The 15,682-nt window shown below is 37.3% G+C and carries 16 protein-coding genes; 15 read left to right on the top strand and 1 reads right to left on the bottom strand.

Translation table 11 applies throughout. The features are described from left to right. Window positions 1–136 precede the first annotated feature (136 nt). Entirely contained in the window at window positions 137–1,216 is a 1,080-nt protein-coding gene (locus V7112_RS21820) for a PQQ-dependent sugar dehydrogenase (RefSeq protein WP_438823936.1), read from the top strand. Window positions 1,217–1,441: 225 nt separating this feature from the next. Here V7112_RS21820 and V7112_RS21815 read toward each other — a convergent pair whose 3' ends face one another. After that, window positions 1,442–1,888, bottom strand: a complete 447-nt coding sequence (locus V7112_RS21815) for a MaoC/PaaZ C-terminal domain-containing protein (RefSeq protein WP_335423738.1) — start codon at window positions 1,886–1,888, stop codon at window positions 1,442–1,444. A 210-nt stretch (window positions 1,889–2,098) separates the two neighbouring features. On the opposite strand from V7112_RS21815, the gene V7112_RS21810 reads away from it, so the two are divergent. The 14 genes from V7112_RS21810 (at window position 2,099) to gnd (ending at window position 15,644) form a co-directional block, all read left to right on the top strand. Next, window positions 2,099–2,542 (top strand): MarR family winged helix-turn-helix transcriptional regulator, encoded by a 444-nt coding sequence (locus tag V7112_RS21810; RefSeq protein ID WP_335423736.1) that lies wholly within the window; start codon window positions 2,099–2,101, stop codon window positions 2,540–2,542. A gap of 35 nt (window positions 2,543–2,577) precedes the next feature. Further along, the gene (dpaL, locus tag V7112_RS21805) at window positions 2,578–3,798 is read left to right on the top strand and encodes a diaminopropionate ammonia-lyase (protein ID WP_335423735.1); all 1,221 of its coding nucleotides are present in this window, start codon (window positions 2,578–2,580) and stop codon (window positions 3,796–3,798) included. Between the two features lie 138 nt (window positions 3,799–3,936). Then, window positions 3,937–4,932 carry an ROK family transcriptional regulator gene (locus V7112_RS21800; RefSeq protein ID WP_335423732.1) on the top strand — a complete coding sequence of 332 codons (996 nt, stop codon included), beginning with the start codon at window positions 3,937–3,939 and terminating at the stop codon, window positions 4,930–4,932. A 34-nt stretch (window positions 4,933–4,966) separates the two neighbouring features. Beyond that, window positions 4,967–6,193, top strand: coding sequence for an MFS transporter (locus V7112_RS21795; RefSeq protein ID WP_335423730.1), 1,227 nt, complete (start codon window positions 4,967–4,969; stop codon window positions 6,191–6,193). A 37-nt stretch (window positions 6,194–6,230) separates the two neighbouring features. Next, the gene (locus V7112_RS21790) at window positions 6,231–6,785 is read left to right on the top strand and encodes a maltose acetyltransferase domain-containing protein (protein WP_335423728.1); all 555 of its coding nucleotides are present in this window, start codon (window positions 6,231–6,233) and stop codon (window positions 6,783–6,785) included. Window positions 6,786–7,273: 488 nt separating this feature from the next. Further along, window positions 7,274–8,770 carry a methyl-accepting chemotaxis protein gene (locus V7112_RS21785; protein ID WP_335423726.1) on the top strand — a complete coding sequence of 499 codons (1,497 nt, stop codon included), beginning with the start codon at window positions 7,274–7,276 and terminating at the stop codon, window positions 8,768–8,770. 185 nt (window positions 8,771–8,955) lie between these two features. Further along, window positions 8,956–9,399 carry a MarR family winged helix-turn-helix transcriptional regulator gene (locus V7112_RS21780; RefSeq protein ID WP_335423724.1) on the top strand — a complete coding sequence of 148 codons (444 nt, stop codon included), beginning with the start codon at window positions 8,956–8,958 and terminating at the stop codon, window positions 9,397–9,399. A gap of 51 nt (window positions 9,400–9,450) precedes the next feature. Next, the gene (locus V7112_RS21775) at window positions 9,451–10,395 is read left to right on the top strand and encodes a ring-cleaving dioxygenase (protein WP_335423721.1); all 945 of its coding nucleotides are present in this window, start codon (window positions 9,451–9,453) and stop codon (window positions 10,393–10,395) included. Between the two features lie 2 nt (window positions 10,396–10,397). Further along, on the top strand, window positions 10,398–11,456 hold the full coding sequence (locus V7112_RS21770; RefSeq protein ID WP_335423719.1) for an LLM class flavin-dependent oxidoreductase: 1,059 nt from the start codon (window positions 10,398–10,400) through the stop codon (window positions 11,454–11,456). Window positions 11,457–11,470: 14 nt separating this feature from the next. Next, window positions 11,471–12,037 carry an NADPH-dependent FMN reductase gene (locus tag V7112_RS21765; RefSeq protein WP_335423718.1) on the top strand — a complete coding sequence of 189 codons (567 nt, stop codon included), beginning with the start codon at window positions 11,471–11,473 and terminating at the stop codon, window positions 12,035–12,037. A 221-nt stretch (window positions 12,038–12,258) separates the two neighbouring features. Then, complete coding sequence (locus tag V7112_RS21760) at window positions 12,259–12,396, top strand: BA3454 family stress response protein (protein ID WP_335423716.1); 138 nt, start codon at window positions 12,259–12,261, stop codon at window positions 12,394–12,396. Window positions 12,397–12,439: 43 nt separating this feature from the next. Then, the gene (gene rpiA, locus V7112_RS21755) at window positions 12,440–13,114 is read left to right on the top strand and encodes a ribose-5-phosphate isomerase RpiA (protein ID WP_335423714.1); all 675 of its coding nucleotides are present in this window, start codon (window positions 12,440–12,442) and stop codon (window positions 13,112–13,114) included. Window positions 13,115–13,154: 40 nt separating this feature from the next. Next, entirely contained in the window at window positions 13,155–14,669 is a 1,515-nt protein-coding gene (zwf, locus tag V7112_RS21750) for a glucose-6-phosphate dehydrogenase (RefSeq protein ID WP_335423711.1), read from the top strand. Window positions 14,670–14,750: 81 nt separating this feature from the next. Beyond that, window positions 14,751–15,644: a phosphogluconate dehydrogenase (NAD(+)-dependent, decarboxylating) gene (gene gnd / locus V7112_RS21745; protein ID WP_335423709.1), complete on the top strand. Its 894-nt coding sequence runs from the start codon at window positions 14,751–14,753 to the stop codon at window positions 15,642–15,644. The last annotated feature ends 38 nt before the right edge of the window (window positions 15,645–15,682 follow it).

Here is a 15,682-nt window from a genome sequence, read left to right as displayed (position 1 = left end):
CTTCAACAAGTGATTGCACTAAATAAGTTTGGGATAAATACCAGTCTTCGTATTATATGTCTTTGTTACATTCTTCTTCCCCACGCTAAAAAGTTGGTATTCAAATGGCAAAGGAAAGGTGATTAGCGTGAACAAAATGATAACGGTATGTATGGTGCTCATTCTCTTCCTGGTTGGATGTTCTTCAAATAATCAACAAGATAAAGTACATAAAAATGACGAGCAAAAAACTCCAAGTCGGGAAGCAAAAGTTGATTTAGAAGTGGTTGCGGAAAATCTCAACGTTCCTTGGTCCATTGAAAAGATTAATAATACTTTCTATCTGACTGAAAGATCTGGGTCCATTGTGAAAATAGAAAATCGAGAAATGGAAAGGCAAACTGTAGAACTTGAGAAAAACCTTGCCACAACTTCAGAAGCAGGCCTATTGGGGTTTGTACTTGCTCCCGACTTTCAGGAATCGAATCTAGCTTATGCGTATTATACGTATGTAGATAGTTCCGGGCAATTTAATCGGATTGTAAAACTGCATTTGAAGGATAATGTTTGGAGGGAAAAGAGCTTGCTTCTCGATAAAATCCCAAGTGGTTCCTACCATCATGGAGGCAGAATTAAGATTGGTCCCGATGGCAAACTCTATGCAACAGCTGGTGATGCTTCAGAGCCCGAAATCGCACAAGATCCTGATTCATTAGGCGGAAAAATTTTAAGAATGAATCTTGATGGGTCGATTCCAAATGATAATCCGTTTTCGGATTCATACGTTTATAGTTATGGCCACCGTAATCCTCAAGGAATTACCTGGTTACCGGATGGAACGCTATATGCTAGTGAACACGGAAACAGCGCAAATGATGAGATAAATAGAATTGAAGCAGGTCAAAATTACGGATGGCCAATTATCGAAGGGGACGAAGAACAAGCTGGGATGGTTTCACCGCTATTCACTTCTGGTAAAGAATTAACCTGGGCACCGTCTGGAATGGCTAATCATAATGGAAAATTGTACGTTGCTGCCTTGAGAGGAACTGCCGTTTTACAATTTGACCTTGAAACGGGTGAATACCATAAAGTTATAACGGGCCTTGGCAGAATTCGGGATGTACGAATTGAGGAGAACAATCTTTACTTTGTTAGTAATAATTTGGATGGTCGGGGAAATGCACAAGATAATGATGATAAGTTATACCGAATCTCACTTTCAGAATTAAAGTGATTGATAAACATAAGGGGAGAAATCTTATTGAACTGGGATGTCCCCCTTATTTTTTTATCCTTTTATCTATTCCCATACCTCTCAATAATGAAGTCAATAAAATGTCTTGGCAAATTCGACATCTAAAAATAACCAGAAAATATTTTACCCTTCGGAACCTAAGGTTCAGTAATCTTACATAGCTGCCAAGTACCCTTTGGCAGCTTTTTCAGTAGGTATCTAGTTTTAATTCTTTCTAAAGGACAAAAGCTTTGCACCTAATTTTTGACAAACCTCATTATTTTGATTTAAAGTTACACTCTCAACGAATAGAAGAGCTTGGTTAGGTTTTGATTTAGAAGGTTTGATCTCTTTAATTGTGCATTTTACATGTAAAACATCATTTGGGCGAGTTGGCCGCGGCCATGTAATTTCTCCGCCAACTCCAATAACTCCATGAGCAAAAGGCAGACTGGCTGTTAGTAATTTCATCGTAATCGCTGCAGTATGCCAACCGCTAGCAGCTAATCCTTTGAAAAAAGTATCCTCCGCAAGAATCTCATCACAATGGAAAACTTGTGGATCAAACTCATGAGCAAAAATTTTTATTTCGTCTGCACTTAAATGATATTTTTCACTAATAAAAGTATCACCCACCTTTAAATCATCAAGATAAAGTGCCTGCTTAACCATAACCATCCCCTCGATTCAAATCGATTATATGTATATACATATATTGTGTGTCGTTGCAAAAAAGAACCAATCTTCCCCAGTAATTCTTCTTAATTCATGTATATACATATATAATGGTATAGATAAATATATTAACTGTCAACAAATAATCTGAATATTACAAATCGGCAGGCTTATCCAGTTTGAATAGAATCGAAAGGAGGTCTACTTATGAATAACAAACACAATGAGATGGATTATATTATACAATTTTGTGCCTGTGCAAACCTTAGAAAGGCAGCAAGAATTGTTACGCAAAGTTATGAGAAGCAAATGCAGCCTACGGGCTTAAAAGTGACCCAATACTATATGTTGGTAAACATCTCGCATCATAAAGAGATATCAATTAGCCAGCTAGGAGAGATGATGTTACTTGACCAAACGACGATTACTCGTAATGTAAATATCCTAAAGAAAAGTGGCTACGTTACCATTACAAAAGATAAAAATGATTCAAGAACAAAATCTATTTCGATTACTGATGTAGGTATTGCCAAATTAGAGGAAGCAACAACTATTTGGTTGCAAATACAAGAAAAAGCGGAAAACGGTATAGGTAAGCAAGAATATAGAGATTTATTAAAGACGTTAAAAAAACTACAAGATTCTATTTGAATTATATGAGAATAAAACATGTTAGGAGAGTAGAAATGACTAATTTAACAGGAATTCAATATATAGTAAATGAAAATATAGATTCAAAGAAATCATCTGTAGAAATTATGAATCGTAAAATTGTTGAAAAGGTTAGAAACTTCCATAAAAGCTTTCCAGAATATAAAATAACACCACTTCACAGCTTAGATAAGTTATCTAATCATTTTGGAGTTCATAATATTTGGGTTAAAGATGAATCGTATCGATTTGGACTCAATGCTTTTAAAGTATTAGGCGGTTCCTATGCCGTTGGTACATATCTAGCGGAACGATTGAACGTCGATATTTCAGAGTTATCTTTTGAAAAATTAAAAAGCAAAGAAGTAAAAGAGAAGTTGGGCGAAATTACGTTTGTAACAGCAACTGATGGAAATCACGGAAGAGGTATAGCTTGGGCAGCAAACCAGCTAGGACAAAAATCTGTCGTATATATGCCAAAGGGTTCTTCGGAAATAAGATTAAACAATATTAGAAAAGAAGGAGCAGAAGCTTCTATCACAGATTTAAATTACGATGATACAGTTAGGCTGGCAAGCCAAAAGGCTAAAGAGAATGGGTGGGTCTTGGTACAGGACACAGCCTGGGATGGATATGAAGACATTCCGGTCTGGATTATGCAGGGGTATCTAACAATCTTAGATGAGGCAATGGAGCAGATTGCTGAAGTTGGTGATGATCGACCAACACATGTATTTTTACAAGCTGGGGTTGGTTCTTTTGCTGGTAGTATGCTCGGATATCTAGTGGATAAGTTTGGGGAGGAACGTCCAATTACAGTTATTGTTGAACCAGATAAGGCTGATTGCCTGTACAAATCTATAAAAATTGACGATGGAAACCCTCATGCAGTAACGGGCTCCTTAAATACGATCATGGCAGGGTTAGCATGTGGGGAACCAAGTAAATCTTCTTGGGGTATTTTAAAAGATTATGCCGGGAGTTTTGTTTCTTGCCCAGACTATGTGGCCGCAAGGGGCATGCGAATTCTTGCAAACCCAATAGGATCAGACCCACATATTGTCTCAGGCGAATCTGGTGCAGCAGTAGGTATTGGATTAGTTAGTCTTTTGGCAGAAAATCAAATGCTTTATGATATGAGAAAATCATTGAAACTAAATCAAGACTCGAAAATTCTTATTATCAGTACAGAAGGGGACACGGATCCGGATCATTATAGAACAGTAGTATGGGATGGGGCTTGTCCATGTATATAATTCTAAAAACCCATTGTTTGCACAAACTTTATATGATATGGTAGCAGTGAAAAACTTATTAAATCATTTTAATAAGTTTTTTTATTGCATACTTATTAAAGTGATTTAATAAGTCTATTTTTATAGGTGGTGATTCTTGTGAACACAACTCCAAAATCTAGGAAAAAGGTAATCCACTGTAGTATTCGTAAATCTCTTTTAGAGCTAGGAAGTGCAACCAAGGTTGAACTTAGCGATAAATTAGGGATTAGTTTCCCTACAATAAGCAAATTCTTATCACAGATGGAAACGGAAGGCGAACTTTTATCAGTTAGTCTTGATGATTCCAGCGGTGGAAGAAGGGCGAAAAGATATACATACAATCCGGAGTATATGTTAGGGTTGGCGATCTTTTTGGAAAAATCAGAGACAAATTATATTGTTTTTAACTGTTTAGGTGAAGTAAGGGATGCAGGAAATACGTCAAGCATTTTAGCAGATGCTGATTTAACATTATTAACCGGGTGTGTTGAAGAGATAATAGATAAATATCCGAAAATAAGCTCGTTAGCCATTGGTGTACCTGGTTCCGTTGATAATGGACGGATCTTTTATATTCCTGGTTATGAGCATTTTAAACACTTAGATCTGAAGGGATACTTGGAAAACCGTTTCTCGATACCTGTTGTGATAGAGAATGATATGAATGCGGCAGTGTTAGGGTTTTACCATAGCGAGGGAAACAAGAAAAATAAATCGCTAGTCTATTTATATTCCGGTCAAAATGGTCCCGGTGCTGGGATTATGGTCAATGGTATCGTCGTGCGAGGCAGTACTCATTTTTCGGGAGAGGTTTCATTCGTGCCTCAATATGATAACTGGAATTTTGGGCAGGCCTTGGCAGGCGAGGGTATGATTGATGCGTTCAGCAGATTAATAGCATCATTTGTAGCGATTATCAATCCTCATACCATTATTTTTTGTAATGATGAAGTTGAAAAAGCAACATTAGATAAAATTGCATTAGGCAGCTCAAAATATATCCCTTCCGAACATCTCCCAGAGCTTACTATAAGTGAGTGGAAACAGGACTATTTATACGGATTACGAAGACTTGGACTTGATTTAATGATGAATGAAACAAGCAGTAATTGAAAAATACAAGATTATGTAAATGCGAGGTTTAAAGATGACAACACTCCTATTAATTATTATATATTTGGCTTTTATCAGCCTTGGTTTACCTGATTCATTATTGGGAGCAGCGTGGCCAGTGATGCAGCCAGACTTTGGAGCACCACTAGAGACTGCTGGATTCCTTTTTATGACGATTGCCGGAGGTACGATTATCTCCAGTTTAGTTAGCGGGAGGGTACTAAGACGGTTCGGGACTGGCAAGGTCACAATTGTCAGTGTCTTAATGACCGCTGCTGCTTTGTTAGGATTTCATTTTGCTCCATCGGTTGCATGGCTTATTGTATGTGCAATCCCACTTGGATTAGGAGCAGGAGCAGTTGATGCGGGATTAAATGATTATGTTGCAACCCATTATAAAGCACATCACATGAGTTGGTTACATTGTTTTTGGGGAGTTGGAGCCACTCTAGGTCCAATCATTATGGCTCAGTTTATATTGGAAGGAAATGCTTGGAGAAATGGGTACTTTGTGATTTCTGGTATTCAATTTGCGTTAGTTATCATCCTTCTGTTCACTTTGCCCTTATGGACTAGAGTGACAAGAAACAGTAACAGTACCCTAGTGACGGAAGTTTCAAAGGGTGTAATGGATGATGAAGGCGCTAAGGATGTAAAACCTCTACAAATAAAAGGAGTTAAATTCGCGCTAGTCTCCTTCCTGTTTTATTGTGCTGTTGAAGCAACAGTGGGTCTTTGGGGAAGTAGTTTCTTGGTAAATATAAAAGGGTTAAGTCCGGCAACTGCTGCTGGCTGGGTTTCCTTTTATTATGCGGGAATAACAATTGGTAGATTGATAACAGGCTTTATTACTTTTAAAGTTACGAACCGTACGCTTATTCGTGGGGGACAAATACTAGCATTAATTGGTGCCATTATTCTATTTTTACCACTGCCGTCCATTTTCTCGCTTGTAGGCTTTATTATTGTTGGGCTTGGATTAGCTCCGATATTTCCGTGTATGTTGCATGAAACACCGGCACGCTTTGGGAAAAAGCATTCTCAGACAATTATGGGCTATCAAATGGCGGTTGCTTATACAGGCACCACATTCATGCCACCTCTCCTTGGTTTCGTTGCGTCCCATTCAACAATAGGGATCTTTCCAATTTGTATTGTTATATTTATTGCAGCAATGCTATTAAGTTCTGAAAAATTAAATGGCTTACTGAAAAAGAAGGTTCTACTAAAGAGAAATAATATTAGTTCAAATATAATGTAATCATTTTTGCACAGGCTAATGGAAAGGAGATTAAAAGATGAAAACTGAAAAAGAAAAAATGTTGAATGGTGAACTTTATAATGCAGCTGATCCAGAGTTGCTGAGAGATAGAGTGAACGCGAGAAGGTTAACTAGATTATTTAATGAGTCGATCGAAACGGAGGACAACAAAAGAGCGGAATTACTAAAGGAACTATTTGGATCCACAGGTAAAAACCTATACATTGAGCCAACTTTCCGATGTGACTACGGCTACAACATACACGTGGGCGAAAATTTCTATGCCAATTTTGATTGTGTCTTTCTAGATGTTTGTGAAATCCGAATCGGCGATAACTGTTTTATCGCACCGGGGGTCCACATTTATACAGCCACACATCCATTAAATGCGAAAGAAAGAATTTCGGGTGCTGAATACGGGATTCCAGTAACAATCGGTCACAATGTCTGGATTGGTGGAAGAGCGATTATAAATCCAGGTGTCAAAATAGGTAATAATGTTGTCGTTGCTTCGGGAGCAGTCGTAACAAAAGATGTACCGGATAATGTCGTAGTGGGTGGGAACCCTGCGAAAATAATTAAACGAAATTGAGGAATAGATATTCACCGAGGGTCCGCACCTATCCGTTGTGGATCAAGTCAAGCACCCGACCTGATAAATAGAAGGAAAAATTACACTTAATTGATAATTATTTGTAAAAGAAGCTTATATAGACGGAGAGATTCCGCCTATTGACTCGAAAAATTCGAAAAGGGGAGATTTTCCTTTGCATAACCGGAAAACCTCCCCTTATATACCCCGATATGAGATCCATTCTGCATTTAACCGGAAAATCTTCGCTTACCATCCTGGTTCCTCGATTAAGGATAAAAGATGGAATCAAGTTTTATCTCAAAAAAACAGGTAAACTTCAATTTGGTGCAGTAATAGTAGGACGCAATTTACCATCTTCTCCGAACATTTGCTTATCAATTGCTTCTGTATTGACCACTATTTTTCTATGCATTATAATTATCTTGAATTTAAGATAAATATATTCAAGATATTTTTTGATAGTATAATTGGGAGGCTTAATTGAAATGTTCGTGCGAAACAGAAAAAATAAGATTCAATACTTAATTAATGAGATAGAGAGAATGAAGGAAGCAGCCCGGGAAGACAACAACCTATCCTCGTATCAAATTTCAGTACAAATAGAAGATAAAGAGCTTCAAAGTTTGTTAGATTCTATGAACGAATATATAGACGTTTTAAAAACAAAGTATGAAAATTTATCTGTGAAGCATCAAATCGTCACAGACCTAAACGGAATTGGAACATGGGATTTAGAAATTAATGATGGTATTCCTGCTGGAAATGTTTATGACCTAAACTTCCGAACATCATTGGGGTATCAAGATGAAAATGATTTCCCAAATGTATTTGAAAGTTGGTTAAACACCATTGCACCAGATGAAGTGGAAAGCGTTACAAAGGCTTTCCAGGAACATTATTCTAGCGAAACAAGAAAACCTTACGATATTGAGTTTAAGAGTGTTAAGAAAAACGGGTCAATTGAGTGGTACCATGCGAAATCTGAAACGTTGCGAAACGAACAAGGTGTTCCATATCGAAATGTCGGTACAATCGTAAATATCCATGAAAATAAATTAAACACGTTAAGGATCAAAAATTTATTAGCCCGCTTAGAACTTATTGAAAGGTCACTTGGGTATAGTGTAACAACAATCGAAGGGGCATGGGGAATGGATTTAAAAAATAATAAGAAGGATGTTTGGTATTCCCCACAATTTAGACAATTACTTGGATATGAAGAGAATGAATTTATTCTCGAAGTGGAAACTTGGTTGCTGCTGGTATCAAAGGAAAATAGAGAACACGTAAGAAATAGCTTTAATTCTTATCTTTATAATAAGAATCAAGCCGAATTCGATATGAAATTCCAGATGAAGACCAAAAATGGAGAAGACAGATGGTTTAACATGTTAGTAAAAACAGTACGGGACGATAACGGAAATCCAGTTCTGGTATCAGGAGTGTTAAGGGATATAAATCATGAAATTGATCGAAAAGAATTTGATGAGAAAATCGGAAACGAGATGAATGAATTTACACATTCTCTAAGGGAATTGGCAGGAAATATTAATGATATAACGAATCAAGCAACAGAAATTGCTCATGAGCATGAGATAACATCGGAATCTGCGGAGCAAGCAAAAGAATGCATTGCATTAACAAAATCAATAACTGAATTAATTAAAAAAATCTCAAGTCAAACCCACTTACTCGGGTTAAATGCATCAATAGAAGCAGCTCGAGCAGGTGAACAGGGTAAAGGCTTCAGTGTGGTGGCTGCAGAAGTACAAAAACTATCTTCTAGTACTTCAGAGGCGGTAAAGCAAATTGAGAAAATAATAGAGGATATCAATTCCTCAGTAGAAAACATTGTCAAAAGTATTAATAATATGAGTGGTAAAATTCAATCACAGGCTGTTGTTACTGAAGAAATTAATCATACAACTGAGAATATCCATGATATGTCAGGTAGATTATTGTCACTCATCCAGCAATCGTAACAGGTCGATAAATATATTTTATCAAGATAGGTTCGTTATACCATAGTTGATGTATTGAGGAAATCTCTCGCGGTTAAAGGTGAGAGATTTTTAATAAATAAATATCTCGAATTCAAGATATTTTTATTGCAATGTCATCAATTGAGTGGTAAAGTGATAATAACGAAAGGGAGTGACACAGCGTTATGCAAAAAAATACTCGTGGTTCATTAATCTGGCTACGGCTCACTCGATTCACACATCGAAGTAACTTGCTTTCAAATGATTTCTTAAAGCAATTTGATTTAACATCTGCACAATTTGATGTATTAATGCAAATATCAACATACGGACCTTTAACTCAAAGTGAGCTTGCTGAGAAAGTTACGGTGACACAAGGCGGTATTTCACGCATGTTAACTCGTCTTGAAAAAGAAGGCCTCATTACAAGAAAGCAAGACTGGAAAACAAAAACAATTTCATTAACTAAAAAAGGCATAGGAAAACTAGATCATGCGTTTGAAGCGCAGCTTGCGTTTCAATCCTCTTTCTTTGATGAATGTTTATCCAAAGAAGAACAAAAAATCTTATATAACCTTATGTCGCGTGTGCAAAAAAATAGCGAAAAAAAGAGAATGCCAAATATATAATTTTTTTTACAACATCACTTGATTAGTAAAATGATAAAGGGGAGACGAACTATGAATACAATACCTGGGCATCATCATATTTCAATGATTACAAAGGATGCAAAACTGAATAACCGTTTTTATCGAGAAGTACTCGGACTACGACGAGTAAAAATGACAGTGAACCAGGATGAACCAACGATGTATCACTTATTTTACGGAGATAAAACTGGAAGTCCCGGTACAGAACTATCATTCTTTGAAATCCCACCAGTGGGGAGGACGCATCGGGGCACAAATGCCATTACCCGAATTGGTTTGCTTGTGCCAACCGAAAGCAGCTTAACTTATTGGCAAGCACGTTTTGAAGAATATGGTGTACAACACAGTGAAATCACAACATACGCCAACAAGCGAGCCTTACACTTTGAAGATAAAGAAGGTTTGCGAATGGTATTACTGGTATCAAACGGTGATAAGGTTGAACACTGGGATGTATGGGAAAAATCAAATGTGCCCGTGGAACACCAAATTCAGGGCATGGGTTCAGTGGAAATCACAGTGCGCAGACTTGATAAACTAGCAAGAACACTAACAGAGATGTTTGGGTATACACAAATTTCACGTACGGAGGATGAAGCAATCTTCCAATCGATACAAGGCGAAGTTTTTGGAGAAATCGTTGTGAAATATTTAGATGGTCCTACTGAAAGACCAGGACGCGGCAGTATTCATCATTTAGCAATTCGTGTTAAAGATGATGCTGAGCTTGCCTATTGGGGTGAACAGGTAAGAGCACGAGGCTTCCATTCATCCGGCATTGTAGACCGCTTCTACTTTAAAAGTTTATATTTCCGGGAATCAAACGGAATTCTATTTGAAATTGCAACAGATGGACCTGGTTTCACAATTGACGGTGATATTGAAACGCTAGGTGAAAAATTAGATTTACCACCATTTCTAGAAGAACGACGTACTGAAATTGAAGAGAATCTAAAGCCAATTGAGGAGGATTAACCATGGAACAATACCGCATCAATCCAAAAAAAGGCATGGAGTTTGGACTATATTCATTAGGGGATCATATTCCCAACCCATTAACCGGTGATCGAATTTCAGCACAGCAACGAATCACCGAGCTTATCGAAGCAAGCAAATTAGCAGAACAAGCAGGTATTGACGTATTTGCTGTTGGTGAAAGTCACCAAACGTATTTCACCACACAAGCACATACTGTTGTTTTGGGTGCGATTGCCCAAGCGACAGAAAAAATTAAAATTTCAAGCTCAGCAACTGTATTAAGTGTTTCTGACCCTGTGCGTGTGTACGAGGATTTCGCCACAATTGATTTAATATCAGATGGTCGTGCAGAAATCGTTGCTGGTCGCGGGTCACGTGTAGGTGCCTATCACCTACTTGGCGTTGACTTACAGGATTATGAGGAAATTTTTGAAGAGAAATTAGAACTGCTGAAAAAAATAAATGAAGAACAGCGTATTACATGGCAAGGTGAATACCGTCCACCACTACAAAATGCAGAAATTTTGCCGCAACCAAAAAATGGATCGCTTCCAATTTGGCGTGCTGTAGGTGGTCCGCCTGCAAGTGCCATTAAAGCGGGTTATATGGGAATTCCGATGATGCTGACAACTTTAGGTGGGCCAGCCATCAACTTTAAGCCTTCTGTTGATGCATATCGTGAAGCAGCCGAACGCAGTGGCTATGATCCAAAAGCTTTACCAATCGCAACAACAAGCTTATTTTACGTAGCAGATACAACACAAGAAGCACTACAAGGAATGTACCCACATATTAATGGAGGATTTCAAGCGATTCGTGGTAGTGGCTATCCAAAGCAGCAATTTGCTCAAGCACCTGATACTCGTGATGCATTAATGGTTGGTAGTACACAACAAATTATCGAGAAATTACATTACCAATATGAGCTTTACGGAATGCAACGTTTTATGGCGCAAATTGACTTTGGTGGCGTACCCCAAGAAAAAATAATGAAAAACATTGAAATTATCGGGAACGACATCATTCCTGCGATTAAAAAATATACTGCCAAATCATAAGGAGGTAACGAACTATGAAAATTGTAGCTTTAGCCGGTTCGATTGTCGGCTCTAAAACAAAAACCGCAATGCTCAAAACCAAAGAAATACTTGAGCAAAAATTTCCAGAACATGAAATCATACTTCTTGATTTAGCTGACTATAAATTGGAATTTAGCGATGGCCGAAATTACTTTGAATATGAAGGAGATACAAAATATGTGACAGAGACGATTATGTCAGCAGATGCCATTATTATTGGGACACCTACCTTTCAAGCATCGATCCCTGCAACATTAAAAAATATCTTTGACCTTCTACCTGTTAATGCTTTCCGTGATAAGGTTGTTAGTGTTGTCGTCACAGCTGGTACACCGAAGCATTATTTAATGGTGGAGCAACAATTAAAGCCGATTTTAGCGTATATGAAAGCTCACATCGTTCCAACATATGTATTTATCGAAGAAAAAGACTTCTTACGCAAAGAAATCATTAACGATGATATTCTTTTCCGTTTAGATCGTCTAGCGGATGACACCGTCCAAACTTTTAATGCAGTTGATATGATTAGAAAAGCGAAAGAAGAAGAATACGGTTTTTAATTTTAATCATACATTTAGTAAACCTAGTTTTAATTTGCAAATCTCTCACTGTTTAAACGGTGAGAGATTATTTTTTTGAAAAAGTATCTTTAATTCAAGATATTTTTCTTGACTATGAATAATTTGGGGAGTATATTGGTTACATAAAGTAACTTTGATATTAATAGTGACTTGTTATAAAAAAGTATACAAAAAATATTTTTCAGATAGGAGTGAATCATATGGTTGAGGTAACCCTGAATCTTGAATATAAAGGAAAAAAATATTTAACAAATGTCATTGTTAAAAAAGGCACACCTCAAAGTCAAATATTCCGTATTGCGGAAGAGCAAATTAAGAAGCAATGGCAGAATAAATAAAAGTGGAATCTCCGGTTTTTGATATGAAAGGAGAAAGAATCCTTTGAATGAGAAAAAAGTGGTTGGAGAAAAAGCGATTGATTATATAAAAGATGGAATGGTGGTTGGTCTAGGAACTGGATCGACAGTGTTTTATACCATTTCTAAACTTGGAGAACTAGTGAAAAATGGACTTTCTATAAAGGGAATTCCAACCTCAAAACAAACTGAAAAACTAGCTAAGGAAGTTGGAATCCCACTTATTCCTTTTAATGAGGTTGAACAAATAGATGTGGCGATTGACGGTGCTGATGAGGTAGACCCTGATTTAAATCTTATAAAAGGGGGCGGTGGTGCCCTTTTACGGGAAAAAATCATCGCAAATGCAGCAAAAACATTTATCGTAGTGGCTGACCCAGATAAAAACGTTGCGAGATTAGGATCCTTCCCATTACCAGTAGAAGTATTGCCATTCGGAATTGAAATGACTAAAAAAAGGATTCAAGAACTTGGGCTCATACCCCATTTAAGACAAGTTCATGGAAATCCATTTCAAACGGATAATGGTAACTACATTCTTGACTCTCATTTTACAGATATTACGAATCTTAAGGAATTAGAAAGTAAGCTTAACCTGATACCTGGAGTTATCGAGAATGGATTATTTCTTGGAATGACTGATATATACATTACCTTGGATAGAGATAAAGATAACTCTATTATAGTTAGACAAGGGTGAAAGATTTACAACTAGAAGATAGCTACTAGGAGGACTTAAATTGGAATCAATGACTTTTGTATTATTTGGCTCAACAGGTGATTTAGCGAAAAGAAAGATTTTCCCTGCTTTATACAACCTGTTTGTTGATAAAAAGTTACCAAAGCCTGTATCAATAATTGGACTTGGACGAGCTGAACTTTCTCAAAACGACTTTCAAGAACGAGTGAAAGAATCAATCTTTTCTTTCTCACGCCGTCTTGAACATGCATCTGATGAAATGGATGATTTTTTAGATATGTTTCGCTATAAGGCCCTTGATGTTACCGATAAAGAAGGGTATAAACGATTACTCGAGATGGTTAAGCAACGAGAGGAAGAACTTCAAATAAAAGAAAATCGAGTGTTCTATCTTTCAGTAGCTCCTGAATTTTTCGATGTAATTGCTTTAAACATTAAAGAAAGCGGCCTTGGGAATACCACTGGCTGGAAACGATTGATGATTGAAAAACCATTCGGCCATGACCTCGAGTCGGCTCGTGAGTTAAATGAAAAACTAAGCGGTGCATTTGAAGAGGAAGAAGTTTATCGGATTGATCATTACCTAGGGAAATCAATGGTTCAGAACCTTGAGGCTCTTGAATTTGCCAATCCAATCCTACAATCCATCTGGAACAAGGATTACATTGCAAATGTTCAAATCACAGCGAGTGAAACAGTTGGTGTCGAGACAAGAGCGGGTTATTATGATCACGCTGGAGCCATACGTGATATGGTTCAAAACCACATGCTTCAAATGTTAATGATGACCGCCATGTCCTTACCTAAAAAGATTAATGCTTCGGAAATCCGGAATGAAAAGCGTAAGGTTATGGAAGCAGTTCGTCCACTGAATAAAGAAGATGTTCATTTGAATATTGTTCGTGGGCAATATGGGTCAGGGGAGAGTAATGGTGACCAAGTTATAGGGTATAAAAACGAACCAGGAGTAAATCCTGCTTCCAAAACAGATACATTTATTGCAGCTCGTATCTGGATTGATAATCCATTCTGGAGCGGAGTGCCTTTTTATATTAGAACTGGAAAAAGAATGAGGGAAAAATCAACTCGTATTGTAATTGAATTTAAAAATACATTGAATTCACAGTATGAAAATACGAACCAGGCGATAGAACCGAATTTATTAATAGTAGAAATAAGTCCGAATGAAAATGTCTCTCTCCAATTAAATAGTAAAAACCCAACAAACAATGGGATTATCGAGCCGGTTCGCATTGATTTTTCGTGCGAGGCTAAGGGATTGGGTGTACCAGAAGCGTACGAAAGAATCATTTACGATGCTTTCATTGGGGATTCAACATTCTTTGCACATTGGAAGGAAGTTGAGTTGTCATGGGAGTGGGTTCAATCGATTCTTGATGCATTTGAAGAAGACCTTGTTCCGTTACATGGTTATCACTCAGGCTCAAATGGTCCAAAGGCATCTGATTCATTGTTAGAAGAGAATGGATTTAAATGGTGGTTAGACGAAAGAACCCAAAATCAAGCAACTAAAAAATTAGTAGGAATGAAATAAAGAGATTCATGCACTACTAGTACAAATTACTAAAAGTCTATTACACTCTTAAAAAATACAAAACTATTGGAGGAATACAACATGAAGGTCGGTTTAATCGGATTAGGAAAAATGGGTTTAAATTTAGGACAAAATCTTATTGATAACAATCACGATGTAGTCGCATATGACGTGAATCCAAGTGCTGTGGAAGAAATGAAGAAATATGGAGCTTCTGGGGTATCAAGCTATAAAGAACTAGTAGATTCATTAGATAAGCCAAGAATCATTTGGATTATGGTTCCCCATTCTGTTGTGGATTCAGTAATTGATGAAGTTGCACCATTTTTAGACAAAGATGATATTGTAATCGAAGCAGGAAATTCTCATTATAAGGAATCCATCCAACGTTACAATGACTTAAAGAAAATTGGCGTACGATTTATGGATGCTGGTACTTCTGGTGGAATGGAAGGGGCACGAAATGGTGCTTGCTATATGATAGGCGGAGATCCCGAGGCTTGGGAACAAGTTGCACCTATTTTCAAAGATACAGCCGTGGAAAATGGCTTCTTGTATGCAGGTAAAGCGGGAAGCGGGCACTTCTTAAAGATGGTTCATAACGGTATCGAGTATGCAATGATGGCTGCGATTGGAGAAGGCTTTGAAGTACTTGAAAAAAGTGAATTTGATTATGATTATGAAAAAGTAGCAAAAGTTTGGAATAATGGTTCTGTTATTCGTTCTTGGCTCATGGAATTAACAGAGAATGCATTTTCAAAGGATGCCAAATTGGATGAAATTCAAGGAATTATGCACTCTTCTGGAGAGGGGAAATGGACGGTTGAAACTGCGTTAGACCTACAAACGGCTACTCCAGTAATTGCAATGTCGCTATTGATGCGCTACCGATCATTAGAAAATGATACCTTTACTGGGAAAGTTGTTGCAGCATTACGAAACGAATTTGGTGGACATGCTGTCGTCAAAAAATAATTAAATTGGAGGAAACGGAAAATGAAATTTTTTATCGA

The organism is Bacillus sp. JJ1566 (assembly GCF_036962685.1).
GTDB lineage: Bacteria > Bacillota > Bacilli > Bacillales > Bacillaceae_L > Ferdinandcohnia.
Note: the sequence above shows the minus strand (reverse complement) of the source record. Positions and strands in the feature narration are given on the sequence as shown.

What these genes read in the sequence shown, in the direction of transcription:
- V7112_RS21775 (WP_335423721.1), top strand. Translation starts at nt 9,451, where the DNA reads ATGAATACAATACCTGGGCATCATCATATTTCAATGATTACAAAGGAT.
- V7112_RS21780 (WP_335423724.1), top strand. Translation starts at nt 8,956, where the DNA reads ATGCAAAAAAATACTCGTGGTTCATTAATCTGGCTACGGCTCACTCGA.
- V7112_RS21765 (WP_335423718.1), top strand. Translation starts at nt 11,471, where the DNA reads ATGAAAATTGTAGCTTTAGCCGGTTCGATTGTCGGCTCTAAAACAAAA.
- V7112_RS21790 (WP_335423728.1), top strand. Translation starts at nt 6,231, where the DNA reads ATGAAAACTGAAAAAGAAAAAATGTTGAATGGTGAACTTTATAATGCA.
- V7112_RS21760 (WP_335423716.1), top strand. Translation starts at nt 12,259, where the DNA reads ATGGTTGAGGTAACCCTGAATCTTGAATATAAAGGAAAAAAATATTTA.
- V7112_RS21810 (WP_335423736.1), top strand. Translation starts at nt 2,099, where the DNA reads ATGAATAACAAACACAATGAGATGGATTATATTATACAATTTTGTGCC.
- V7112_RS21820 (WP_438823936.1), top strand. Translation starts at nt 137, where the DNA reads ATGATAACGGTATGTATGGTGCTCATTCTCTTCCTGGTTGGATGTTCT.
- V7112_RS21785 (WP_335423726.1), top strand. Translation starts at nt 7,274, where the DNA reads ATGTTCGTGCGAAACAGAAAAAATAAGATTCAATACTTAATTAATGAG.
- V7112_RS21795 (WP_335423730.1), top strand. Translation starts at nt 4,967, where the DNA reads ATGACAACACTCCTATTAATTATTATATATTTGGCTTTTATCAGCCTT.
- dpaL (WP_335423735.1), top strand. Translation starts at nt 2,578, where the DNA reads ATGACTAATTTAACAGGAATTCAATATATAGTAAATGAAAATATAGAT.
- V7112_RS21770 (WP_335423719.1), top strand. Translation starts at nt 10,398, where the DNA reads ATGGAACAATACCGCATCAATCCAAAAAAAGGCATGGAGTTTGGACTA.
- gnd (WP_335423709.1), top strand. Translation starts at nt 14,751, where the DNA reads ATGAAGGTCGGTTTAATCGGATTAGGAAAAATGGGTTTAAATTTAGGA.
- V7112_RS21815 (WP_335423738.1), bottom strand. Translation starts at nt 1,888, where the DNA reads ATGGTTAAGCAGGCACTTTATCTTGATGATTTAAAGGTGGGTGATACT.